We start from the raw sequence: 25,291 nt of genomic DNA, 5'->3' as shown, positions 1-25,291 counted from the left end.
CACGCTTTAACTGAAGTATTTTTTCCCAAATGCATGAAACTCAATTCGCTGCTCCCTCGCAGGTTCATGCCAAAGCTGAAATTCAGGTTGGCATTCTTTAAGCCACCAAGATCGGCAAGCACAACCAGATTATGCTTAAAGAGATTTATTGAAGAGAAATCCGGCTCAACGCTGTAGGAAGAATCGCCAAGTTTTATTACTGGATTGTTTTTCAATCCCTTCAGATCACTCAGTCCAATTACCACCCGTGCCTGCTGCCAGATGACTGAGCCCGGGTCGATGCCCGCTTTTTTGAAGTCAGGCGTCTGAAACCGGCCATGTGTTTTTATCTTCGTATCATAGACCACAGCATCGAATATGCCCCTGTGAAGCACCTTGGGCTGCGTTTCAGATTCTATATTCAGCATTTCGGGCAGGATATAGAAATGAGATAATGCCTCCCTGGAAGCTATCTTTCCATCCTTGTCTTTATCAGTAACCATGTTTTTATAAGGGAGAATTAATATCGGTCCCTGCAAAAGCTGACTGCCTGCCCATTTATCAGAAACCTCTGTGATCACCTCATTCTGACGGCTTTGCCGCTCACTGATGAGATCCCGTATCAATACTGACGGGACTAAAAGCACCAAAGTTAAGCACCCAATCAGCGCCATTTTAATAATTACGGATCCTTTGATCCAGTCGATTAAGGAGTTGTTTTCGTTTTGATTTTCCATTTTTTCAGTTTTAAAAGTACTTTGTTTTTCAAAGTATATAGATAAAAAAATATTACTTCTGTTGGTTGATTAAATTTTCAAGTGCTAGAAGGTGCTTTTTGAAAGCATCTTTTCCCTTTTGGGTAGCGGCGTATTGGGTATTAGGCTTTCGCCCGATGAAAGATTTGGTTATGGTAATATAGTCCTCCTTCTCAAGAGCTTTAAGGTGCGAAGCCAGGTTCCCATCGGTCACCTGCAGCAGATCTTTGAGGGAATTAAAATCGTAGCTGTTGTTTACCGCCAGCACACTCATTATCTGAAGCCTTATCCTGTTCTCAAAAGCCTTATCGAATTGTTCCAGAGAAACTTTCACCTTTCGTATTTAAAATGCAGAATGGTACCATAAATAATATGCAGAAGGCCAAAACCGATCGCCCACAGGATCAAACCATAGCCCGGCAGCACTAAAGCGAGCAAACCTAAGAAAATCTCGCAAAACCCCAGCCATTTTACATCATTATACGTGTAATGGCTTCCCGCAACTAAAGCCAAACCATAAAAAATAAGGCAGGCCGCTGCGACAGTGGTATAATCCCCCTTCATCATCATGATAATAATGAACAACCCGCCGGTAAACAGCGGAACAACAATTGCTGCCAGCAACCTGCGGCTTACAGGATTCCACACGTTCTCGTTTTTCACTTTTGCTTTCCGCACGCTAAACCAGCAGGCTGTAACGACAGAAAAAACAAGTACTGCCAATGCGATCATGAACAATTGCCAAAATATGACCGGTTCGCCTGCATAAGGCCCGTCCGATCCGGTTTCAGTTTTCAGGTTATGCACCAGCAAATATCCAAGCCCAGCCCCCGCAAGGGCATACAAGCCTGCTATGACGCCGGACAGTCCGCTTAGTGAGATAAACTTGGAAGAACGTTCCATCAAGTCTCTGATCGAACTTAATTCTGCATAGACATCCTTTTCTTTCATACAAAAATCACTTTGAAATTCAAAGTAAAATATAATTAATGAGATATGCAAGTAATTTGAACGGGATTTTGCAAAATTCCGGACCATTTGGTTCTATGTGCTCACATAGGGTACAGCTATCCAGCCTTGAAGAAGTGAATACCGGATTATTGCTTTGGCTGAAAGAAACGTACGACAATGCTGAATAATTCTTTTGGCGATGACGCTGGAAGCCAGGCAATTTATCGCAGACAAGTACTATATTTACTTTGTGACAAACTACTATCCCTGAAAAAAAGTATGAAAAATTTAAGTGAAGAGCAAAAATTAAAACGGGCTAAACTCATTGGTTCTGTATACTTTTTATTGCTCGGATTAATAAACTTTGGTGCAACGCTTTACTTTTCAAATATTTATGTCATTGACTACGCGATCCTTTTGTTAGGATGCCTTCCTATACTGATCAATCGTAAACCTTTCTATCTGGGTTTTGGAATAGTCGCGGGATTGATATCTCTTTACATGGCCTTCGCGGGATTGATTTTCAATTTTAATCCGGAAATAAAAACCTCTCAGGTTGCATTCAACATGGGTTACTTGTTGGCATTTTCCATCTTATTTTCGTCTATTTTATTGGTGTATGTTGGATCTGGCTCCATCTATACTAAATTGGCTGCTAAATCTGATCTTAAGCATATCTGATCAAACTATTCCTATGAGAAATAACTCATAGGAACTCCAGATCATCCCACGAATAAAAAACTCAGGAATTTATCGCCTTCACTCCTGGAAGCTCTTTCCCTTCCATATACTCGAGCAATGCACCTCCGCCGGTTGATACATAACTAACATCATCATTAAAACCAAATTTTGCTACTGCTGCAGCAGAATCACCGCCGCCAATAAGTGAGAAGGCACCTTTTTTCGTCGCTTCGACAACCGCTTCAGCAACAGACTTAGTTCCCTCCTGGAATTTTTCCATTTCGAAAACGCCCATAGGTCCATTCCAAAGGATGGTTTTAGACTTCTTAATCACTTTTACAAAGCTTTTGATCGACTCTGCACCAATATCAAGGCCCATCCAGCCATCTTTAATATTATCATTTTTTGCTTTTCCCGTCTTAGCATCTTCAGCGAAAGCATCAGCAATAATTGAGTCAACAGGCAATAAAAGGTTTACGTTTTTCTTTTTCGCTTGTGCGATTAGTTCTGTCGCCAGTTCCAGCTTATCATCCTCTACAAGTGAATTTCCAATCTTGCCACCCTGAGCCTTAGCAAAGGTGTAAGCCATTCCCCCGCCGATGATCAGGTTATCAACTTTCTTAAGCAACTGGTCTATTAATTCGATCTTATCAGAAACTTTAGCGCCACCCATTATTGCTGTAAACGGCCTCTCGGCATGGTTAAGAATTTTTTCGGCATTAGCAAGTTCGCCAGCCATAAGGTATCCGAAGTACTTAGCGTCCGGAAAGAACCTGGCGACAATCGCTGTAGAAGAATGCGCTCTATGCGCAGTTCCAAATGCATCATTCACATATACGTCTCCCAAAGCAGCAAGCTTCTTCGCAAATGCTTCGTCGCCTTTTTCTTCCTCGTTATAGAATCTGAGATTTTCCAGGAGTAAAACCTCGCCGGCCTTTAAGTCTTTAGCAAGCGCTACAGCTTCTTTACCAATACAATCATCGGCAAATTTTACCTTTGTGTTCAAAACAAGCGATAGATGTTTTATAACGTGGCATAATGAATATTTTTTTGTCGGACCATCTTTTGGCCTTCCAAGGTGAGACATTAGAATTACCGATCCACCGTCCTTCAATATCTTTTCAATCGTTGGCACTGCGCCCATGATGCGGTTATCGTCAGTGATATTAAAATGTTCATCGAGTGGAACATTGAAATCAACTCGTATCAGGGCTTTTTTACCCGAAAAATTTATGTAATCGATCGTCTTCATTGTTGGTTGTTAGTTTTTAGTTGTCGGTTGCCAGGTGCATGATTGTCCGGATAAAATTGGGTATGCTTGGTGTACCTCCTAGCTCCTGTTTCTACTTCTTAGTTAATTTTAAGGTACATCACTCTGTGCGGGCCTATCTTAGGCAGTTCAAACTCTTCCGATATAAACTCAAATCCTATACCCTGGTAAAACTTGTACGCGATTTTCCTTGAATTACACCAGAGGTAATTCGCCATTTGCCCCCCCAGGTAAACAATGGAAAAATTTAAAAGTTGGTTGCCAATTCCTTTTCCCTGAAACTCCGGGTGAGTTACCATGCCCCGGAGCTGATATCCTGTTCCAAAAAATCCTTCCATGGGCTGTTTATGAAAGGTCGCTATACTGACAAGCTTTTCATCCTGAACATACCCAACATGAAACGAATCTTTGTCATCATCGCCTTCAAAACCACATAAACTTCTGTCAAGTCCCCATCTTAATTCTGAGCTGCGCAGATCCAGAGTTTGATCGGTGGTGATAAATGTTATCATTGATCGCCCGAATTATCTTATATCAAGTTCGGCAATCTTTACTACAAGGTCTGCCAGGCGATTTGAGTACCCGGATTCATTATCATACCAGCCCACCACTTTAACGAGATCGCCGACCACTGAGGTAAGCTCCGAATCAAAAATGCATGAGTGAGGATTGTCCAGAATATCAACAGAAACAATTGGATCGGATGTATATTCAAGCACACCCTTAAGGAACCCTTCCGACGCCTTTCTGAACGCCAGGTTAATATCTTCTGCAGAGGGAACTGCCTTTAGAATACAAGTAAAATCTGTTAACGAACCATTTAGAACAGGAACACGGATACCTGCACCCCCTAATTTGCCATCCAGGTGCGGAAATATATTAGTGATGGCTTTGGCAGCGCCGGTAGTAGTAGGGATAATAGATGCAGAAGCTGCTCTTGCTCTCCGCAGATCCCTGTGTGGGGCATCGTGAAGGTTTTGATCGCCAGTCATTGAATGAACTGTTGTTATGTAGCCCGTTACTACGCCCCAGTTATCATCTAATACCTTGACCATTGCAGCAACGTTGTTCGTTGTACATGATGCGTTAGATAAAATGCAGGAAGTCAAGTCAACCGAATAATCGTTAACGCCCAATACAACTGTCGGCAGTTCTTTGTCTTCTGAAGGAGCAGAAATAATTACCTGCCTGGCCCCGGCTTTCAGGTGGGCTGACGCAAGTTCAGCTGTAGTAAATTTACCGGTAGATTCAATAACAAGATCGACACTCAATTCCTTCCATGGAAGGTTTAACGGATCCCTTTGAGCGAACACACGAATCAGCTTTCCGTTGACCATCAGACCATTTTCGACCGCACCAACAGTTCCGCTAAATCCGCGATGAACTGAGTCGTACTTAAACAAATGCGCAAGAGTTTTTGTATCGGTGAGATCATTGATTGCGACCACCTCAATACCTGCTTTTTCAAGCAAAGCCCGCAGAGTAATCCTGCCAATACGCCCAAAACCATTTATCGCGACTTTCATATTTTTAATAACGAGAGCCCAAAGTTATCACATTGGATGATAAACAGTAAGTAAAATTGCGCCCCACATACCATAATCTGTTTTTTATTGGTTCGAGGGTAAGTTAACCACGAATCATTCACGTTTATTTTTTAATTTTTATGATCACGTAAAGATGAATTACTGAGACGGACAAAGTAAACGATATTGTGAGTTCGCTTGCTAAAGCACCGCGGGCAAGATCAAGGGGCAAACATTGCTTCTTTTCGGTTGTTTATATAATATGAATAATGAAAGCGAAAAACCGGAAAAACTCCGTCCACAGGATTCAAAACAAAAAGAGGTAAAGAGTCCTAAAGATGATAACGAGGCTGTAGTGAAACCGGAAGACAGGGTATACACTAAAGACGAGCCAAATTTGCCAAACCCTGCCAAAAGGAGGGAAACCGACGAGCAGCCAGTTCATTCCGTTAAGACTCCTCCTAAGGATTAACTATCTTGTGGATTTTTTCTTAGTTTCCATTAAAAAACACTGATCAAAAAGATCCGGGTCAGGTCCAATCTTATAAGTCTGGATAACCCTCCAACCCATGGCGCCCATATAGTTTAATGCGTGTGCTACGGAATTAAATATTCTAAAATCGCCCTTATCATCCTTAAGAACTGAGCTTTTATCAAAAAATTTTTTCTCCTGCCCGTAGTCAATTTCAATGCTAATCCCCGTAGATTTCCCAAATAACCTAACCTGGCAGTACTGAAAAATACTATCCTGGCTTTGAGAAAACACCACACAAGGCAGCATCAATGCAATAATTATAACAAGAATCTTCATATACAGAAGATGCTTTTACTGTCAAAAAGGTTGCTTGCTTATGCTGCCTTAGTAGCTTTTATTTTTGTGCATGTACTCGACTTCTTTTTTTTCTGAGCCTTAAGAAAGCTTAGCAGGATTTTCTCATCATGATTAAGCCCTTTCTCACTGGTAAAATCGGGGGATCTGGATAACTTTTTCAAATAAGGAACTAACGATCCGTTCTCATACTCTTCCAGTAATGCGGGAAAGACGTAAGATTTTTTACAAATCGCCCTGGTGTTGCCAAGTTTTGCCGCTACCAGATCTATAGCTGTAACAATGATCTTTTTCTTAAGTGTTGCATTATCCGGATAATCGAATTCTGCCAGATGTTTCATGGTATGCATGGTGCCGGCCCAGGTCCGAAAATCTTTTGCTGTAAAATCGCAGCAGCTAATTTCTTTTATATAATTATTCACCTTCCCGGAATCTATTGACTTTCTATCGCCATCGGGAGTATAATATTGGAATAGTTCCTGGCCCGGAATGTCCCGGCATTTCTTTACTAGTTTTGCCAGGCTCTTGTCTGAAATATCAATATCATGCAATACCCCCTTTTTACCTTTGAAACTAAGTTTTAGTGAATTGCCGTTGATTTTCACATGCTTATCTCTAAGGGTTGTTAATCCGTAGGAACCATATAATTGCTTGTAAGATTCGTTACCAATTCGAATCAGCGTCTTTTGCATCATATTTACAGAGATTGCCAATACTTTACGCTCGTCCAGCTCCTTTCTCCGTAAGTCTTTCACAATATTTTTTCTGAACTCAGGGAGCCTGTTCCCAAACTCGAGCAGGCGATAATATTTGGTTTCGTTTCGATGCCGGGCCCAATCATGATGGTACTTGTATTGTTTCCTGCCGGCAGCATCAATGCCAGTGGCTTGAAGATGTGCGTTCTTCTTTTCCGCAATCCAGACATTAGTCCAGGCTGGCGGCAAAACCAACTTTTTTATTCTGTCAAGCGTCTTTTCATCGGTTATGTTATCACCCTTTTTATCTAAATAAATGTAGTTTTTGCCAGATTTTTTTCGGCTTATTCCTGCATTGGAGTCGCTTGAGAAAACTAAGCCCGTTTCTTCTAAGGTTTCCTGCTCTGATGTCATGATGGTAAAAGGGAAAAAAGAGGAAATTGTTTAGATGAGGGAGATTTTTGTCAATATGTCAACTGACAGGGCAGATTTGCGTGTTGATCAAATAAATTGCCTCGGGATAATTTATTGAAGATTTTTTGAGGAATAAGTCTGGAAAATTGGCAACAGGTAACTGACAACTATGTGTTAATTACCTTCCACAGCAGATCTTTCAGCTCAAGCAAACCCTTTTGAGCCACCGATGAGATAAATAGTGCCGGAAGGTCGGGCAGGTCAGTTTTCATTTCCGCGATCAGCTCTTCGTCCAGCATGTCTGATTTACTTATAGCCAAAACGCGTGGCTTCTGCATCAGTTCCGGATTGTACTGTTCAAGCTCGTTAAGAAGTATATGGTACTCTTCTTTTATAGTCCGGCTGGTATCGGCAGGAACAAGGAATAACAGGACTGAATTACGCTCGATATGTCTCAAGAAACGTATTCCAAGACCTTTGCCTTTAGACGCTCCCTCAATAATTCCGGGTATATCCGCCATTACGAATGACTTGTTATTTTTATAGGAAACTATGCCAAGGTTTGGAACCAGGGTTGTAAAAGCGTAATCAGCAATTTCAGGCTTTGCAGCCGACACTACTGACAGCAATGTTGATTTACCAGCATTTGGGAACCCTACGAGACCCACATCTGCAAGAATTTTTAATTCAAGCACCATCCATTCCTCTTTACCGGGTTCACCCGGCTGAGAATATCTCGGAGTTTGCTTGGTAGATGTTTTAAAATGCCAGTTACCCAAACCGCCCCTCCCGCCGGAAGTTAATATCTTCGTTTCACCATCCTTAGTGATCTCAAATAGAATCTCGCCGGTTTCAGAGTTCCGGGCGATAGTTCCGAGTGGCACTTCGAGAATTTCATCTTCTCCGGTGCGCCCCGATCTCTGCCCGCTTGATCCGGGTAAGCCGTTCTCGGCAATAATATGTTTCCTGTATTTAAGGTGAAGAAGTGTCCAGAGCTGGCTGTTTCCCTTCAGAGTGATATGGCCACCACGTCCACCGTCGCCGCCATCAGGACCTCCTTTTGAAGTTAAAATATCTCTATGCAAATGCGATGATCCAGCCCCGCCATGGCCTGACCGGCAGCATATTTTTACATAATCAACAAAATTTGAACTCTGAGACATTTTTTATTTGAGAATAAATGTTTTTAATGGCAATAAAGCTTGCATGAGCATGGTCTATTTCGTTTTTTTTTTAACGGCACGGTAAGCTCATGCAGGTTTTATTTTTTAACAGAGAGCAAAATGCATGCTAATTAAAGAAGAGAAGATGCGATCATGAGTACCCTGATTTATTAAAAGGCATCAACAACCTTGCAGATCGATCCGAATATTTCATCTACTGTACCTATACCGTTGATGCTGGTAAACTTATTCTGATCTTTATAGTAGTTAGCTACAGGAGCTGTTTTAGAATTATACTCATCAATGCGTTTGCGAATCACTTCAGGATTAGCATCATCCGGACGACCTGAATCCTTGCCGCGGTTCAAAAGACGCTTTTCCAATTCTTCGTTATCAACAACCAAGGCTACCATTCCTGAGATAGCTGAAGACTTACTTTCCAAGAGCTCATCTAAAGCTTCCGCCTGGGCAACAGTCCTTGGAAAACCGTCAAAAATAAATCCCTGAGCATTTTTATTTGAATCGACCTTGTTGCTAATCATTCCGATCACAACCTGGTCAGGAACTAAAACTCCCTGATCCATGAGTTTCTTCGCCTCAAGGCCTAAATCCGTGCCTTGTGTTATCTCACCTCTAAGTATATCCCCCGTTGATAAATGAACCAGTTTGTATTTTTGAATTAACTTTTCGGATTGTGTTCCTTTACCAGCGCCCGGAGGGCCAAACAAAACTAGGTTCAGCATTCGAATGATCTAAATTTCATTCCTCTGGTATCACCAGTATGGAATGGGTGAAGAAATAGGTTTATTTTAAATTTTAAAAGCCTTTCCGTGTGATGGTCGAAAAGGCTTTTTTACTATGTGCACCTGAAGGTAGTCGAACTCCTAACCTTCCCGATTTGCAATCGGGATGCTCGATCGAATTCTCGCTCGTCTAATCGTGCACTTTTCAATGTGCACCTGAAGGGAGTCGAACCCCTAACCTCCTGATCCGTAGTCAGGTGCTCTATCCAATTAAGCTACAGGTGCCTTTTTTAACGGACTGCAAAAATATGCTTTCTTTTTAAACTAACATAAGTTTTTTGAAAATAGTCGAAATCTCTGCCTTCTCACGTCGTCACAGAGCGCTTTTAAGCTGCTCGTCAATTATCGCCATTCCTTCTTCGAAGGATCTGGGCCGATATCCTAACTCGCTGATGGCTTTATCTAAAATAAAACCTGTTTTTTTGGGCCGCTTTGCAGTTTGATTCAGGCTTTCTGCCGATATGGGATTGATTAACGCCTTATCAAGCCTGTAAAAATCGGCTACCCTTTCAACAATTTCAATAATACTCATCAAATCCTTCCCGGAGATATTAAAAACCCCTGTTGCTTCTTTCTTAACTGCCAGTATACAGCCAATAGCAAGGTCTTCCGCGAGGGTTGGCATCCGCCACTGATCTTTTACCACGTTGATGGGCACTCCCTTCTCTAGCGCTCCCTTTGCCCACAAGACTATATTGCTTCTGCTCATATCGCTAACAATACCATAAACAATGATTGTTCGGAGGATAGCCCAACGGCAGGACGACTCTTTCAGTAATTCTTCTGCATGCAGCTTCGTAAGCCCGTAATAACTCAATGGACTCGGTTCTGCCTCTTCAGGATACGGTCCATTCTCTCCGTCGAATATAAAGTCCGTTGAGATATGAACCAAATGGACATCATACTTTTCGCAAACAGAGACCAGACCGGCCACAGCGTCCACATTTAATGCTTTGCATAAGTCCTTTTCAACCTCGCACGTGTCTACATTGGTCATGGCCGCTGTGTTGATAACAGCATCGGGACGATATTTTTCAATTAGCTCCCCAAATCGATCGGCATCACGTATATCAAACTCTTCATATATATAGCCTGATTTCGCAGGGTGCCTGTTCGCTCCGACAGATGTAGCAATAAGGTCAATCTCTCCATCAAGCAGGCTGATATCCGTCAGTTTTTGACCTAGCAGACCGTTACTACCGGTCACTAAAATTCTCTTCATTAATTATTAACTTATAACCCGAATGCCCTGGATCGTCCGAAAAGTATTGCAGAGTTTCATCATTCAAAGAAACCCAAATTTAATTAAATCGATGATTAAAGTTCCACAACAGACGGCGGGTGCCGATAGTCTGGTTTCCGAAATGAATGATTGGGATGATTGTTAAAGAGAGAGCTATAAAACGAAAAGCCCCCTCTAACCAAGGGAGCTTTTCTAATATTATTAGTTGAGGATTGGCGAGCCAAAATGCTTTGACCATAACCGAAAACCTCATTCCAATTATGAAATTATGCTCTAGTGTTATTGTTACGCGTGATCGCGATTATGATAACAATAAATAGCGCTACTCCAATAACCCACACCCATGGTTGTCCGTACCATACAGCGTCACCGCCAGCGTTTATGTCGACTTCTACCTTATCCGGAGCGGATTGTGCAAATGTTTTAACTGATGCAAGGAAAATGCTTAATGTAGCTGCAAGAGATAAAATGGCCTTTTCAAATAATGAAAGAGATTTAAGCTGATTGTTTGTTTTCATGACGTTTCTATTTAGTTTGGGTTTATATTTCGTTTAATAATAGTTACTACAATTAATTTGGATTTTGGTTTGAATCAGCAGTCCGGATCTGTTTAAGGGAATCCGGATAGCACATCCTGAACGAGATTACCGCTCTGAGCACAGCGCGATATTCATCCCACCCCGACCTCTGAATCGGGCTCCATTTTAATTGAGAAAGTTGATATTAAGACCTCTTGCTGCACTCGCCATACACCCGAAAAAAACGTTTTTAAATTATTGCACAAAAATTCTCAATTAAGTATTTGATTTACGGTGATAAAGAGTATTTTTGCAGACCAAAAAACACCCTTTAAAAAGGGCTTAAATTGTTGATTTAATAAAGTTTTACAAAAATTATATGCCAAACTCTGGAAAAATAGCACAGATCATCGGACCTGTAGTCGACGTTAGCTTCACTGATAATGCACACTTACCTAAAATTTATGACGCTCTTGAAATCGTAAAAGATAACGGACAAAAGATCGTTCTTGAGGTTCAGCAACATCTTGGAGAGGATCGTGTAAGAGCGGTTGCGATGGATTCAACTGATGGGTTAGTTCGTGGAATGAGCGTAACGGATACTGGATCTGCTATTAAAATGCCGGTTGGCGATAAAATTAAAGGGCGTTTATTTAACGTGGTTGGCCAGGCTATCGATGGCATCGATGACGTCGACAATAAAGATGGTTACCCTATCCACAATACACCGCCAAAATTTGATGAGCTTTCTACTGATACTGAAGTACTTTTCACAGGTATCAAAGTTATCGACCTTTTAGAGCCTTATGCCAAGGGAGGTAAGATTGGATTATTTGGCGGTGCTGGTGTTGGTAAAACGGTTCTTATTATGGAACTGGTAAACAACATCGCGAAAGCATATTCAGGTTTATCTGTTTTTGCCGGTGTGGGTGAGCGTACACGTGAGGGTAATGACCTTCTTCGTGAGTTCATCGAGTCCGGTGTAATCAACTACGGAGATGCTTTCAAGCATTCTATGGAAGAAGGCGGCTGGGATCTGGCATCTGTTGATAAAGAAGCATTAAAAGACTCTAAAGCTACATTGGTATTTGGACAAATGAATGAGCCTCCTGGTGCACGTGCACGTGTGGCTTTGTCCGGATTAACTGTAGCAGAATATTTCCGTGATGGTGATGGCGAAGGACAAGGAAAAGACATACTTTTCTTCGTAGATAACATCTTTCGTTTCACTCAGGCAGGTTCTGAGGTATCAGCCCTTTTAGGCCGGATGCCATCTGCTGTAGGTTACCAGCCAACGCTGGCAACTGAGATGGGCTTGATGCAGGAGCGTATCACATCAACAAAACGTGGTTCAATTACATCTGTTCAGGCGGTTTACGTCCCTGCGGATGATTTGACTGACCCGGCACCGGCTACAACTTTTGCTCACCTTGATGCTACAACTGTACTTTCACGTAAGATTGCTGAACTTGGTATCTACCCCGCGGTGGATCCATTGGATTCAACTTCTAGGATCCTGAATGCAGCAACCCTTGGGGATGAGCACTACGGTACCGCGCAACGTGTTAAAGAGATCTTACAGCGTTACAAAGAATTACAGGATATCATCGCCATCTTAGGTATGGATGAGCTTTCTGAAGAAGATAAATTAATAGTTGGACGCGCACGCCGTGTACAGCGTTTCCTTTCACAGCCATTCTTCGTTGCTGAGCAGTTCACCGGTTTAAAAGGTGTATTGGTTGACATTAAAGATACCATCAAAGGGTTCAACATGATTATGGACGGTGAAGTCGATGAATATCCTGAAGCGGCATTCAACCTTGTTGGTACTATTGAGGATGCAGTAGAAAAAGGAAAGAAATTATTAGCTGAAGCTAATGCGTAAGTGATGTGAGAAGTAAGATTTGAGAATTGGGATCTAAACACTCAGTCTCATATCTCATATCTCATGTCTCATATCCCAAAATATGAAACTAGAAATATTAACCCCTGATAAAAAGGTTTTCGAAGGCGAAGTGAGATCAGTAACTGTACCCGGTACAATGGGATCTTTCGAAGTGCTTAAAGACCACGCTCCTATCGTTTCAACTTTAGAAGATGGCAAAGTGATCATCCGTACCGGAAACACTGAAGAAACTATTTTTATAAAGGGCGGCGTAATCGAAGTGCTTAATAATAATATTATGGTGCTTGCAGAAGGAACACAAAACGCTTAAATAAAAACCTTTAGAAAATCCCCTTAGATCAATAGATTTAAGGGGCTTTTTTTATGTCCAAGAATTGCAATAATTCTCCCTACTCGATGACTTTCAGGCAGAATGCAGCTTATTTACTATGCATGCATAGTTTTTTGAACTGAGAACCCAAAACGGTTTTGGTCTACCGATTAGAATTAAATAGAAGTGGTTATTATTTTAACAGAATAAAATTCTTAAATTATCATGGAAACGAAATTAAATTCTTAATGAAAAAATAATTATTAATGCTTGCTATAAATAAACGAAGGCTTTAAATTGAGATGTAAATAAAAACGCGATAGCATGAACGTTTTAAGCACGAAGAGTTTATTAGAAAATGCCCCTCAATTAAGGATCAAGTCACTTGAACTCTTCGTCATTATTATTCTCTTAACTGTCATTCTCATCCCCACTGCATAGGCGAAAGATTTAAAACACTTATTAAAAAAATCAGACGCCTTCTTCTAACCGAAAGGCTTTTTTTTTAAGTTCAAACATGAAAAAAGGATAGCACCTGAGCACTAAGACAACTCAAAGAGAACACACAACCATAACAATTTAATGGAACTTAATAAATATAGCAAGACAGTAACACAAGACCCGACACAACCTGCTTCTCAGGCTATGCTTCATGGTATCGGATTGACCAAAGCGGACCTGGCAAAAGCTCAGGTTGGTATTGTAAGTATGGGCTATGATGGCAACACCTGCAATATGCACCTTAATGATCTTGCTCAGGTCGTCAAAAAAGGTGTTTGGAATAATGATCTGGTCGGGCTGATGTTCCATACTATAGGTATCAGTGATGGTATAACTAATGGCACGGAGGGAATGCGTTTCTCTCTGGTTTCACGAGACCTTATTGCGGATTCAATAGAAACAGTCTGCGGAGGCCACTATTATGATGGATTAATTGCGCTTCCGGGCTGCGATAAGAATATGCCCGGAGCTATCATGGCAATGGGAAGATTGAATCGTCCCTCAATTATGGTTTATGGCGGCAGCATTCACTCAGGCAATTACAAAGGCCAGTCACTTAATATTGTTTCCGCATTCGAGGCTTTGGGTCAGAAAATGGCTGGAAATTTGAATGAAGAGGATTTTCAGGGTATTATAGAACACGCTTGTCCGGGTGCCGGCGCATGCGGCGGTATGTACACCGCAAATACCATGGCTTCAGCAATTGAAGCCATGGGAATGAGCTTACCATACAGCTCATCTTATCCTGCACTTAGCAAAGAGAAACAAGAAGAATGCCTGGAAGCCGGTAAATACATTCGCGTCCTTTTAGAAAAAGATATCAAGCCAAGAGATATCATGACAGAAAAAGCATTTCACAATGCCATAGTTACTGTTATGGTGTTGGGAGGATCTACAAATGCTGTTCTGCACCTAATTGCAATGGCTAAGTCGGTTGGAATAAAGCTCGATCTTGCCGACTTCCAAAAAGTAAGTGATGAAACTTCAGTTATCGCCGATCTCAAGCCTAGCGGTAAATATATGATGGAAGATGTTCACAATATTGGTGGGATGCCAGCAGTATTGAAATATCTTCTAAGCAAAGGCCTGGTTCATGGTGATTGCCTGACTGTCACTGGCAGAACGCTTGCTGAGAACGTAGCCGATGCTGTTGACCTGAACTTCGAGACACAGGATGTTATTCTTCCTTATGAGAATCCTGTTAAAAACACAGGGCACCTGCAAATGTTATACGGCAATCTCGCGCCTCAGGGCTCAGTTGCGAAGATCAGCGGGAAAGAAGGTGAAAAGTTTACAGGACCAGCCAGAGTATTTGACGGTGAATTTGAGTTGATCGCTGGTATTAACAGTGCCAAAGTAAAAGCTGGCGATGTGGTCGTGATCCGCTTCGTAGGCCCCAAAGGCGGTCCGGGAATGTCAGAAATGCTAAAACCAACATCTGCCATATTTGGAGCAGGCTTAGGTTCCTCAGTCGCTCTAATCACAGACGGACGTTTTTCAGGTGGTACCCATGGGTTTGTGGTTGGTCACATTACCCCGGAAGCATTTGAAGGCGGGAACATCGGACTTGTACAAGACAACGATGTTATTGAATTGGATGCAACAAAAAACTCCATCAATCTGATGATCTCCGATGAGGAAATGGCTTCAAGGAGAGCAGCATGGAAACAACCGGAACCCCCTGTTAAGAGTGGTGTATTATTTAAATATTTCAGACAAGTAAAGAACGCCAGCGAGGGCTGCGTTACAGACGAAGCCTGATAGTGATCTTACTCATCAGATGACTTAGAGTCATCATATGAGTATAAAACGAGGATGTAAAAATTTAAAGATATTATTATGGAAATAGCGCAACAGGAATTAGCCAAGTCAGCCGAAACGAAAACAGTTGAAGTTTCTGGTTCTGTAGCTTTACTGGAAGCCTTAATAATCGAGGGAACTGAGGTTATATTCGGATACCCGGGAGGAGCGATCATGCCGATCTACGATGCTTTATACGACTACAAAGAAAAGCTTAATCATATTCTGGTCAGACACGAACAGGGCGGTATCCACGCCGGACAAGGTTTCGCACGTACTTCAGGGAAAGTTGGTGTTGTATTCGCGACCAGCGGTCCCGGAGCTACTAATCTTGTAACGGGTTTAGCGGATGCAATGATAGACAGCACACCTCTTGTATGTATCACAGGGCAAGTATTTGCTCATCTGTTAGGAACAGACGCATTCCAGGAAACGGATGTTATCAATATTACTACACCAGTAACGAAGTGGAACTTTCAGGTAACTGACGCCACGGAAATCCCGGAAGTAATAAGCAAAGCCTTTTACATCGCGAAAAGCGGAAGGCCGGGTCCTGTATTGATCGATATTACCAAGAACGCCCAGATCCAGAAATTTGATTTTAAAGGCTATAGTAAGTGTGATCATATCAGAAGCTACAGACCGAAACCAATCATCCGTAAGGAATATATCCAAAAAGCAGCGGACCTGATAAATTCAGCAAAAAAGCCATTTGTTCTTTGGGGACAGGGGGTAATACTGGGCGAGGCTGAACAAGAATTTAAAGCCTTCATTGAGAAAAGCGGCATTCCATCAGCATGGACGATCTTAGGAGCGGGGGCAATTCCGACCGACCATCCCTTAAATGTTGGTATGCTGGGAATGCATGGTAACTATGGGCCGAACGTTCTTACCAATGAATGCGATGTGCTGATCGCAATAGGAATGAGGTTTGACGACCGTGTAACCGGACGTCTGGATAAATATGCTAAGCAGGCTAAAGTGGTTCATCTGGACATTGATCCGTCTGAGATCGATAAAAATGTGCAGACGACTGTACCGGTTTGGGGAGATTGTAAGGAAACCCTACCAGCTTTAACAGATCTTATCCAGGAAAAAACACACGCAGAATGGCTGGAGAAATTTTCCGACCATACAAGGAAAGAAGTTGAAGCTGTAATCGATGCAGAGCTTCATCCAACATCAGGAGAACTTACCATGGGTGAAGTTATTCACCAGCTTAATCAGCTTACACATGGTGATGCAATTATAGTCACGGATGTTGGCCAGCATCAAATGGTAGCCTGCAGATATGCGAAGTTAAATCAGACGCGCAGTAATGTAACCAGCGGCGGGCTTGGAACTATGGGTTTTGCTTTACCAGCTGCAATCGGCGCCAAGTTCGGTGCTCCAGACCGCACGGTAGTTGCTGTTATCGGCGACGGCGGTTTCCAAATGACTTTACAGGAACTTGGAACAATCATGCAAAGCGGAATTGATGTAAAGATCATGATCCTTAACAACCGCTTCTTAGGAATGGTCCGTCAGTGGCAGGAAATGTTTAACGATCACCGCTATTCATTTGTCGATATTACCAGCCCGGATTTTGTAGCGCTTGCTGCCGCATATGGCATTGCTGGTAAAACCGTGTCAGAACGTGAAAATCTTAACGATTCCTTAGAAGAAATGATCAATCATAAAGGGTCATTCTTACTGGAAGTTATGGTTACTAAAGAGAATAATGTATTTCCAATGGTACCTCAGGGGTGCAGTGTGGCAGAGATCAGGTTGAAATAGAAAGCCCCACCAACCTCCCCAAAGGGGAGGCTAAAAAAAAATATATGGATTCAAATAAAATGAATACTACCCCAGTCCCCCTCTCCTCCGGAGAGGGGCGGGGTGAGGCAAAACAGGAGTACAATATCACTGTTTACACGGAAAATCAGATTGGGCTCCTTAACAGGATAGCAATTATTTTTACCAGAAGGAAGATTAATATAGATAGCCTTAACACCTCTCCTTCCGAAATTGAAAGCATTCACCGCTTTAATATCGTGGTGAACGAAACGGAAGATGTGGTTAGAAAACTATCACGCCAGATAGAGAAACAGGTGGAAGTACTTAAAGTGTATTTCAACACTAATGAAGATGTGATCTGGCAGGAACTGGCTTTGTACAAAGTTCCTACTGATATCATCGCGGAAAAAGCAAGCGTGGAACGTCTGCTTCGTGAAAACGGTGCGCGTGCTGTAGTGATCCGTAAAGATTACACTGTATTCGAAACAACCGGACATAGAGAAGAAACCGATGCCCTTATTAAGATCCTTCAACCGTTTGGCCTGATCGAATTTGTGAGAAGCGCCCGTGTAGCGATCATTAAACATAGTGATGGCTTCAATAGAAAATTACGTGAATTTGAAAGATTAGAGCCGGGAGAGGACGTTTCAGAAAACGAATACCTCAATAATGGTCAGAAGATCTTTACTATGTAAAAACATATTAACAAGAAATTATAAACAAGCAACACAACAAAATAAAAACAAAGAATATGGCAACAATCAATTTCGGTGGAGTTAATGAAGAAGTAGTAACCCGCGAAGAATTTCCCTTAGACAAAGCTCGTGAAGTCTTAAAAGATGAAACTGTGGCAATTATTGGTTATGGTGTTCAAGGGCCGGGACAGGCATTAAATCTACGCGACAATGGGATTAACGTTATCATCGGGCAGCGTAAGGATTCAAAAACCTGGGATAAAGCTATTGCTGATGGATGGGTACCGGGCGAAACTCTTTTCGAAATCGAAGAGGCTGCTGAAAAAGGCACAATCATCCAGTATCTTTTATCAGATGCAGGTCAGATCGCACTTTGGCCTACTATCAAAAAGTATCTAACTCCTGGAAAAGCGCTTTATTTTTCTCACGGATTTGGTATCACTTACAAAGATCAAACAGGTATTATTCCTCCTGCTGATGTTGATGTAATCCTGGTAGCACCTAAAGGTTCCGGAACTTCACTTCGTCGTCTGTTCCTTGCTGGAAAAGGATTGAACTCTTCATTTGCTATCCATCAAGATGTAACCGGCAACGGAAGGACCCGTGCTATTGCATTAGGTATCGGCGTAGGATCAGGCTACCTTTTCGAAACTGATTTCCGTAAAGAAGTTTACTCTGACCTTACGGGTGAGCGCGGTACTTTGATGGGAGCTATTGCTGGTATTTTCGAAGCACAATACAATACACTTCGTACAAACGGGCACTCTCCTTCTGAAGCTTTTAACGAAACTGTTGAAGAGCTTACACAAAGTCTGATGCCATTAGTTGCTGAAAATGGCATGGATTGGATGTATGCTAATTGCTCTACTACAGCACAACGTGGTGCTCTGGATTGGAAAGGAAAATTCCGTGATGCAACCCAGCCTGTTTTCGACGAATTATACAAAAGCGTAGCGTCAGGTAAAGAAGCTGAGCGTACAATTAAACTAAATAGCCAACCGGATTACCGTGTAAAACTTGAAGCTGAACTTAAAACAGTTCGCGATAGTGAAATATGGCAGGCAGGCCAGGCTGTGAGAAGCTTGAGACCTGAGAATCAACCTGAAAAGTAATACGTTGTACGTGATACGTTGTAAGTTGTATGACGTATCGCTTTAAACTTAACGTACAACGTAAAACGTAGAACGTATAACTCAAAAAATGGCATTAACACTGTTTGATAAGATCTGGAATGAACATGTTGTAAGCAGGAGCTCTGGCTTCCCGGATACGTTATTTATTGATACTCATTTTATCAATAAGCTGACAAGCCCGAGAGCCTTTGATTCCTTGCGTAAACGCGATATGCCTGTTTTCCGAACGAAACAAACGGTGGCTATAAACGAACAGGAGTATACTTCGCACATCCCATTAAGCGATCTGGGGCGTTTCCAGTTCGACTTGCTTAGTAGAAATTGCAGCGACTTTGGAATTGAAATATCTGGACAGACTGGAAATTATTATGGCAGCTTAGTCGCCTTGCCGGGACAAATCATTGTGTGTGACCCGGAGAATACCGATAACCTGGGAGCATTTGGAGTCATAGCAATTGGCATCAATGAAGCACAGGTAGAACAAGTGCTGGCGACCCAATGCATCCTGAAACAAAGGCCGAAAAGGATGAAGATAGAAGTGAACGGGAAACTGGAGAAGGGGCTTGGTGTGAAGGACATTAACCATTACCTGATCGATGAAATTTCTGCTGATGGAGCCAGGGGTTATTTTATAGAGTTCGGCGGCGATACTATTCTCAATTTAGATATGGATGGCCGTATGGCTATTTGCAATATGAGCCGGGAAATTGGTGCTGTAGGAGGAATTATAGCTCCCGATGATCTGACATTTGACTATTTAAAGGACTTAGGACTTGGCTCAGAAACCGGTTCTCTGGAAGAATATCGGGAATCATGGAAAACCTTATTTTCTGATGAAACATCGGTATTCGACGAAGTTCTTGAATTTGATGCAGAAGATATCAGGCCTGGGAATTATGGAATAGGCCTTTCTAAATTAATAAATGCTTCCATCCAATCTGGCAACGAGTTATTATCATACGAAAATGCCGGCATCCTGGAGGGATATAATGACACCGACTACATTTTGAGCCAACTGGACCTAATCGAAGAGTTTCAAAGATCAAAGGCAAGCAAAAATCAAATGGTGTAAGCCCTTACTATAAGGTTATCAGTTCTTAAGCTGAAACCGCAATAAAAAAAATATGTTACACGACCCGAACCGAATTTACATTTTTGACACTACTCTCCGTGATGGTGAGCAGGTACCAGGATGCCAGTTATCTACTATTGAAAAAATAGAGATTGGAAAAGCCCTGGAAAACCTCGGTGTCGATGTTATTGAAGCCGGTTTCCCAATCTCAAGTCCTGGCGATTTTCAAAGCGTTGTGGAATTGTCGAAAGCTGTTCGTGAACCCATAATATGTGCTTTAACGCGCGCAAATAAAGGAGATATCGATAGTGCAGCGGCAGCGCTGAAATTTGCAAAACACCCGCGTATCCACACTGGCATCGGGTCTTCCGACATGCACATCAAATACAAATTCAACAGTACCAGAGAAGCTATTCTTGAACGTGCTGTCGAGGCTGTGAAATACGCAAAAAGCTTTGTCGAGGATATCGAGTTTTATGCAGAGGATGCTGGTCGGGCCGACAATGAGTATCTGGCTAAAATGGTAGAGGCAGTTATAGCTGTTGGCGCAACGGTAGTAAATATTCCTGACACAAACGGATATTGCCTGCCAGAGCAGTATGGTTCAAAGATCCTTTACCTAAAAGAAAATGTTAAAAATATAGACAAGGCAATTATCTCTGTTCACTGCCATAATGATCTAGGACTCGCAACAGCAAATAGCATTGCTGGTGTAGAGAATGGCGCTCGTCAGGTTGAGTGTACGATAAACGGTATTGGTGAGCGCGCCGGTAATACATCGCTTGAAGAGATCGTAATGATCCTTAAAACGCATCGCACTTTAAATTATCACCATAAAGTTAACAGCAAACATCTGTATGAATTAAGCGGCATGGTGAGCAGAATGATGCGGATGCCCGTTCAGCCAAACAAGGCTATCGTAGGTAAGAATGCATTTGCTCACAGTTCAGGTATCCATCAGGATGGTGTATTAAAGCATCGCGAAACTTATGAGATCATCAATCCCGAAGACGTCGGCATCGATCAATCGGAGATCATACTAACTGCGCGCAGCGGCCGTCATGCTTTGAAGCATCATTTAGAGCGCTTAGGTTATAGCGTCGACCGGATTGATCTTGACCAGGTCTATGAGCGCTTCCTAACCCTGGCTGATGGAAAAAAAGAAATTAAGGATGATGATATCTTGTTTTTGATGGGAAATGAAACTCAGCAGAACTATAAAAATGGTTTAGCCATTAATTCACTTCAGGTTGTTACTGGCGACCAATCGTCACCCGAAGCGACCATCGATCTTAATTATAATGGCAAGGATCATCAGGCAACGGCGACTGGAAACGGCCCCGTTGACGCCACCATTAAAGCGATTGAAAAGATCATTGGACGCAATTTTAACATTAAGGAATTCAATATTCATGCTATACACAGCGGAAGTGATGATGTGAGCAAGGTGGATATGCGTGTTACCGATAAAGGCAAATCATATATGGGATACGGATTCAGTACCGATATAGTAAGGGCTTCGGCAAATGCATATCTGGATGCGCTGAATAAGTTTGTTTAATAGATCAAGGAACAAAGAGCAAAGATTAAAGACAGTGTACGTGAGAATAGGCGTCAGCCACTTATAACGTAGAACTTATAACTTAAAACTTAAAAAATGAGCAAGACATTATTTGACAAGGTGTGGGACACTCACGTGGTTCGTAAGATAGAAGGGGGTCCTGACGTGTTGTTTATTGATCGCCACCTCATCCATGAGGTTACAAGTCCGGTGGCTTTTTTAGGATTAAAGAGCAGAGGGATCAGGGTTTTATACCCGGAGCGTACTTTCGCTACTGCGGATCATAATACTCCTACCTGGGATCAGCACTTACCCGTTGCAGATCCTCTTTCCGCTAATCAGTTGAAAGCTTTGGAATCTAATTCTAATGAGTATGGAATTAGTCACTGGGGATTAGGCCACCAAAAAAATGGAATTGTACACGTAGTAGGTCCTGAATATGGTATAACCCAGCCTGGAGCAACGATTGTATGCGGTGACTCGCACACGTCAACTCATGGTGCTTTCGGTGCTATAGCTTTCGGGATCGGTACGTCGGAAGTTGAAATGGTGCTTTCTACTCAGTGTATTATGCAGCCGAAGCCTCAAAAAATGAGGATCAATATCAACGGCAAGCTTGGCAAAGGAGTAACTCCAAAAGATGTTGCTTTGTTCATTATCTCTCAGCTTTCAACTTCCGGCGCAACCGGATATTTTGTAGAATACGCTGGTGATGTTTTTGAAAATATGACCATGGAAGGCCGGATGACCGTTTGTAACCTGAGCATCGAGATGGGTGCACGCGGTGGCATGATCGCTCCTGATGAAACCACTATCGATTATGTTAAAGGACGGGAATTCAGTCCTAAGGGAGAAGCATGGGACAAGGCACTTGCCTACTACAAAACACTAAAAACTGATTCAGACGCTGTGTTCGATATAGAATACACATACGACGGCTCAACGATAGAGCCTATGATCACCTACGGAACAAATCCGGGTATGGGGATGGGTATCTCGCAGAATATCCCTGACGCGGAAGACGTGGAAGGCGGTGTTGCTACTTATGAGAAATCATTAAACTATATGGGTTTCCACGAGGGAGATTCTATGATAGGCAAAAAGGTTGATTTCGTATTCGTAGGAAGCTGCACCAATGGCCGTATTGAAGATTTCAGGGCATTCGCATCCATCGTTAAAGGCAAGAAAAAAGCTGATCACATTACTGCATGGTTAGTTCCGGGCTCTCACATCGTGGAAGCTCAGATCAAAGAAGAAGGATTGCTTGACATCTTTAATGAAGCAGGTTTTGTTTTGCGTCAGCCAGGCTGTTCTGCTTGTCTTGCAATGAACGATGACAAGATCCCGGCAGGAAAATATGCTGTAAGTACTTCAAATAGGAACTTTGAAGGAAGGCAGGGTCCAGGTTCACGTACCATGCTTGCAAGCCCGCTGGTGGCGGCTGCCGCTGCGGTAACCGGTGTAGTTACTGATCCAAGAGACCTTATAGAAGAATTAGTTTAATCTGACGGTTCATTCCGTAAAACGATATTAAAATGGCATACGATAAATTCACTGTATTAAGAAGTACGGCAGTTCCTTTAGCAATAGAGAACGTAGATACTGACCAGCTTATACCTGCACGTTTTCTGAAAGCAACTGAACGGGTTGGATTTGGCGACAACCTTTTCCGTGACTGGAGATATAATCCGGACAATACACCAAAAGCAGATTTTGTATTAAACAACCCGCTTTATAGTGGGAAGATCCTTGTGGGAGGTAAAAATTTCGGATCAGGATCTTCAAGAGAGCATGCTGCATGGGCCGTATATGATTACGGATTTCGATGTGTAGTATCCAGCTTCTTTGCTGACATCTTCAAAAATAACTGCCTAAACATCGGCGTACTTCCCGTACAGGTTAGCGCCGAGTTTGCTGACAAGATCTTCCGGGCAATCGAGGCTGATCCTAAAACTGAAATCGAAGTAAGCCTTCCCGAGCAGAGTATTACCCTGCTTGCTACGGGCGAAAAAGAAGCTTTCGATATCAGCCATTACAAAAAAGACAATATGCTTAACGGCTTTGACGATATCGATTATCTTCAAAATATCAAAGGCGAGATTCAGGAATTTGCCGAAAACCTTCCGTTATAAATATCACTAAACTCTAACGCTATAAAAGTGAGAAGGAAAATAGAAATAATGGACACCACACTCCGGGATGGAGAACAAACATCCGGGGTATCGTTTTCCATTACAGAAAAACTGACTATAACTCAGCTGCTTTTGGAGGAACTTAAGGTAGACCGTGTAGAAGTTGCTTCAGCACGTGTTTCTGATGGCGAATTTGCTTCTGTAAAAGCTATTATGGTTTGGGCAAAAATTCATGGTTATACTGAACGGATTGAAGTGCTTGCTTTTGTGGATAATGGTGTTTCTATTGAATGGATGAATAAAGCCGGTGTGAAAGTCCAGAATCTTTTAACAAAAGGCTCATTAAACCATCTCACACACCAGTTGAAGAAAACACCTGAGCAGCATTTCTCGGAAATTGCTAGTATTATAGAATCAGCAAAATCTCATGGCATATCAACCAATGTGTATCTGGAAGATTGGAGCAATGGCATGAGGAACTCGCCGGATTATGTTTACCAGTATCTTGATTTTTTATCCACTCAATCTATTAAAAGGGTCTTGTTACCTGATACACTAGGTGTGCTAACTCCGGCAGAAACATTTGAGTTCATTTCAGCTATTAGAAGCAGGTATCCCGACATGCACGTCGATTTCCACGCTCATAATGATTATGATCTTGGTACTGCGAATGTACTTGAGGCCGTCAAGGCAGGTGCAAATGGCCTCCATGTGACAGTCAACGGGATGGGTGAGCGAGCGGGGAATGTGTCTATGTCGAGTGCTGTAGCTGCGATCTATGACTTCATGCCGGAAGTGGAAATCGGGGTTAGAGAATCGTTTATCTACACGGTTAGTAAACTTGTTGAAAGCTTTTCAGGTATCCGTATTCCAGCTAACAAACCGATCGTTGGAGAGAATGTATTTACCCAAACAGCAGGTATTCATGCAGATGGCGATAACAAGAATAACCTTTATTTTAATGATCTCTTGCCGGAAAGATTTGGCAGAAAGCGCTCCTATGCTCTGGGAAAGACATCCGGCAAGGCGAACATTGAAAAAAACCTACAAGAACTTGGCCTTAAGCTAAGTGAGGAGGACCTTAAAAAAGTAACGCAGCGGGTGATCGAGCTCGGCGACAAGAAAGAAACTGTAACGCGTGAAGACCTGCCTTACATCATATCAGATGTCTTGGATAGCAATTCATATTCAGACAAGGTGATTGTTGAGTCGTACGTACTCACCCACTCGAAGGGCCTTCGTCCTTCAGCAACAATCTCAGTTCGAATAGACGGAGAAGTATTCGAAGAAAATGCGCAGGGCGACGGCCAGTTTGATGCCTTCATGAAAGCGTTAACGAAAGTATATACCAAGAAGGATCTGTGTTTGCCTAAACTGATCGATTATGCTGTTCGCATAGCACCCGGGAGCAATTCCGATGCATTGTGCGAAACGATCATCACCTGGGAAACCCCTTCAAAGAAATTTATAACCCGAGGACTGGACTCTGACCAGACAGTTTGTGCAATTAAGTCCACACAAAAGATGCTAAATATAATTTAGTTGGTAGTTGTTGGTTGGTTAGTTGTTAGACACCTG

General features: G+C 42.3%; 26 protein-coding genes and 1 tRNA gene. 14 read left to right on the top strand and 13 right to left on the bottom strand.

Translation table 11 applies throughout. The features are described from left to right. The 3 genes from WKF69_RS01765 to WKF69_RS01755 form a co-directional block, all read right to left on the bottom strand. A partial coding sequence (locus tag WKF69_RS01765; RefSeq protein ID WP_340379030.1) for an inner membrane CreD family protein occupies positions 1-716 on the bottom strand: 716 nt, incomplete at its 3' end. A 52-nt stretch (positions 717-768) separates the two neighbouring features. Then, on the bottom strand, positions 769-1,068 hold the full coding sequence (locus WKF69_RS01760) for a transcriptional regulator (protein ID WP_340379028.1): 300 nt from the start codon (positions 1,066-1,068) through the stop codon (positions 769-771). Next, entirely contained in the window at positions 1,065-1,685 is a 621-nt protein-coding gene (locus WKF69_RS01755) for a hypothetical protein (RefSeq protein WP_340379026.1), read from the bottom strand. The genes WKF69_RS01760 and WKF69_RS01755 overlap by 4 nt, the downstream gene beginning before the upstream one ends. Positions 1,686-1,723: 38 nt before the next feature. On the opposite strand from WKF69_RS01755, the gene WKF69_RS01750 reads away from it, so the two are divergent. Both WKF69_RS01750 and WKF69_RS01745 read left to right on the top strand, forming a co-directional pair. Beyond that, positions 1,724-1,873 carry a hypothetical protein gene (locus WKF69_RS01750; protein ID WP_340379025.1) on the top strand — a complete coding sequence of 50 codons (150 nt, stop codon included), beginning with the start codon at positions 1,724-1,726 and terminating at the stop codon, positions 1,871-1,873. Between the two features lie 91 nt (positions 1,874-1,964). Then, positions 1,965-2,366 (top strand): hypothetical protein, encoded by a 402-nt coding sequence (locus WKF69_RS01745; RefSeq protein ID WP_340379023.1) that lies wholly within the window; start codon positions 1,965-1,967, stop codon positions 2,364-2,366. Positions 2,367-2,427: 61 nt separating this feature from the next. On the opposite strand, the gene WKF69_RS01740 is transcribed toward WKF69_RS01745, so the two are convergent. The 3 genes from WKF69_RS01740 to gap all read right to left on the bottom strand — a co-directional run bounded on the left by WKF69_RS01740 (position 2,428) and on the right by gap (position 5,162). After that, positions 2,428-3,618 (bottom strand): phosphoglycerate kinase, encoded by a 1,191-nt coding sequence (locus WKF69_RS01740; RefSeq protein WP_340379021.1) that lies wholly within the window; start codon positions 3,616-3,618, stop codon positions 2,428-2,430. Positions 3,619-3,716: 98 nt separating this feature from the next. Further along, positions 3,717-4,148, bottom strand: a complete 432-nt coding sequence (locus WKF69_RS01735) for a GNAT family N-acetyltransferase (RefSeq protein WP_340379019.1) — start codon at positions 4,146-4,148, stop codon at positions 3,717-3,719. Between the two features lie 12 nt (positions 4,149-4,160). Further along, positions 4,161-5,162 carry a type I glyceraldehyde-3-phosphate dehydrogenase gene (gene gap / locus WKF69_RS01730; RefSeq protein WP_340379017.1) on the bottom strand — a complete coding sequence of 334 codons (1,002 nt, stop codon included), beginning with the start codon at positions 5,160-5,162 and terminating at the stop codon, positions 4,161-4,163. A gap of 262 nt (positions 5,163-5,424) precedes the next feature. On the opposite strand from gap, the gene WKF69_RS01725 reads away from it, so the two are divergent. After that, a complete protein-coding gene (locus WKF69_RS01725; RefSeq protein ID WP_340379015.1) occupies positions 5,425-5,634 on the top strand; it encodes a hypothetical protein in 210 nt (69 codons plus the stop codon). Here the strand turns inward: WKF69_RS01725 and WKF69_RS01720 are convergent, their stop codons facing one another. The 7 genes from WKF69_RS01720 to WKF69_RS01690 all read right to left on the bottom strand — a co-directional run bounded on the left by WKF69_RS01720 (position 5,635) and on the right by WKF69_RS01690 (position 10,827). Then, on the bottom strand, positions 5,635-5,973 hold the full coding sequence (locus tag WKF69_RS01720) for a hypothetical protein (protein ID WP_340379013.1): 339 nt from the start codon (positions 5,971-5,973) through the stop codon (positions 5,635-5,637). Positions 5,974-6,011: 38 nt separating this feature from the next. Further along, positions 6,012-7,100, bottom strand: a complete 1,089-nt coding sequence (locus WKF69_RS01715) for a DNA topoisomerase IB (protein ID WP_340379011.1) — start codon at positions 7,098-7,100, stop codon at positions 6,012-6,014. Positions 7,101-7,267: 167 nt separating this feature from the next. Further along, positions 7,268-8,263: a GTPase ObgE gene (gene obgE / locus WKF69_RS01710; protein WP_340379009.1), complete on the bottom strand. Its 996-nt coding sequence runs from the start codon at positions 8,261-8,263 to the stop codon at positions 7,268-7,270. Positions 8,264-8,433: 170 nt separating this feature from the next. Then, on the bottom strand, positions 8,434-9,006 hold the full coding sequence (locus tag WKF69_RS01705; RefSeq protein ID WP_340379007.1) for an adenylate kinase: 573 nt from the start codon (positions 9,004-9,006) through the stop codon (positions 8,434-8,436). 211 nt (positions 9,007-9,217) lie between these two features. Beyond that, positions 9,218-9,291: transfer RNA gene (locus WKF69_RS01700), tRNA-Arg, on the bottom strand. A gap of 88 nt (positions 9,292-9,379) precedes the next feature. Further along, positions 9,380-10,288: an SDR family oxidoreductase gene (locus tag WKF69_RS01695; protein WP_340379005.1), complete on the bottom strand. Its 909-nt coding sequence runs from the start codon at positions 10,286-10,288 to the stop codon at positions 9,380-9,382. Between the two features lie 287 nt (positions 10,289-10,575). Further along, positions 10,576-10,827, bottom strand: coding sequence for a hypothetical protein (locus tag WKF69_RS01690; RefSeq protein WP_340379003.1), 252 nt, complete (start codon positions 10,825-10,827; stop codon positions 10,576-10,578). Between the two features lie 379 nt (positions 10,828-11,206). On the opposite strand from WKF69_RS01690, the gene atpD reads away from it, so the two are divergent. The 11 genes from atpD to WKF69_RS01635 all read left to right on the top strand — a co-directional run bounded on the left by atpD (position 11,207) and on the right by WKF69_RS01635 (position 25,255). Beyond that, complete coding sequence (gene atpD, locus WKF69_RS01685; protein WP_340379001.1) at positions 11,207-12,712, top strand: F0F1 ATP synthase subunit beta; 1,506 nt, start codon at positions 11,207-11,209, stop codon at positions 12,710-12,712. An 82-nt stretch (positions 12,713-12,794) separates the two neighbouring features. After that, positions 12,795-13,043 (top strand): ATP synthase F1 subunit epsilon, encoded by a 249-nt coding sequence (gene atpC / locus WKF69_RS01680; protein ID WP_340378999.1) that lies wholly within the window; start codon positions 12,795-12,797, stop codon positions 13,041-13,043. Between the two features lie 582 nt (positions 13,044-13,625). Next, positions 13,626-15,305, top strand: a complete 1,680-nt coding sequence (gene ilvD, locus WKF69_RS01675) for a dihydroxy-acid dehydratase (RefSeq protein ID WP_340378997.1) — start codon at positions 13,626-13,628, stop codon at positions 15,303-15,305. Positions 15,306-15,383: 78 nt separating this feature from the next. Further along, positions 15,384-17,120: a biosynthetic-type acetolactate synthase large subunit gene (gene ilvB, locus WKF69_RS01670; RefSeq protein WP_340378995.1), complete on the top strand. Its 1,737-nt coding sequence runs from the start codon at positions 15,384-15,386 to the stop codon at positions 17,118-17,120. 59 nt (positions 17,121-17,179) lie between these two features. Then, positions 17,180-17,815 carry an acetolactate synthase small subunit gene (gene ilvN, locus WKF69_RS01665; protein ID WP_340379049.1) on the top strand — a complete coding sequence of 212 codons (636 nt, stop codon included), beginning with the start codon at positions 17,180-17,182 and terminating at the stop codon, positions 17,813-17,815. 56 nt (positions 17,816-17,871) lie between these two features. Then, a complete protein-coding gene (gene ilvC, locus WKF69_RS01660) occupies positions 17,872-18,927 on the top strand; it encodes a ketol-acid reductoisomerase (protein ID WP_340378993.1) in 1,056 nt (351 codons plus the stop codon). Between the two features lie 88 nt (positions 18,928-19,015). After that, the gene (locus WKF69_RS01655; protein WP_340378991.1) at positions 19,016-20,020 is read left to right on the top strand and encodes an aconitase family protein; all 1,005 of its coding nucleotides are present in this window, start codon (positions 19,016-19,018) and stop codon (positions 20,018-20,020) included. Positions 20,021-20,072: 52 nt separating this feature from the next. Then, a complete protein-coding gene (locus WKF69_RS01650) occupies positions 20,073-21,581 on the top strand; it encodes a 2-isopropylmalate synthase (protein ID WP_340378989.1) in 1,509 nt (502 codons plus the stop codon). Between the two features lie 96 nt (positions 21,582-21,677). Continuing rightward, entirely contained in the window at positions 21,678-23,084 is a 1,407-nt protein-coding gene (gene leuC, locus WKF69_RS01645; RefSeq protein WP_340378987.1) for a 3-isopropylmalate dehydratase large subunit, read from the top strand. A gap of 32 nt (positions 23,085-23,116) precedes the next feature. After that, positions 23,117-23,713 carry a 3-isopropylmalate dehydratase small subunit gene (gene leuD / locus WKF69_RS01640; protein ID WP_340378985.1) on the top strand — a complete coding sequence of 199 codons (597 nt, stop codon included), beginning with the start codon at positions 23,117-23,119 and terminating at the stop codon, positions 23,711-23,713. Positions 23,714-23,761: 48 nt separating this feature from the next. Next, entirely contained in the window at positions 23,762-25,255 is a 1,494-nt protein-coding gene (locus WKF69_RS01635; protein ID WP_340378982.1) for an alpha-isopropylmalate synthase regulatory domain-containing protein, read from the top strand. Positions 25,256-25,291 lie beyond the last annotated feature (36 nt).

It is taken from the genome of Daejeonella sp. (genome assembly GCF_037719425.1).
Lineage (GTDB): Bacteria > Bacteroidota > Bacteroidia > Sphingobacteriales > Sphingobacteriaceae > Daejeonella.
Note: the sequence above shows the minus strand (reverse complement) of the source record. Positions and strands in the feature narration are given on the sequence as shown.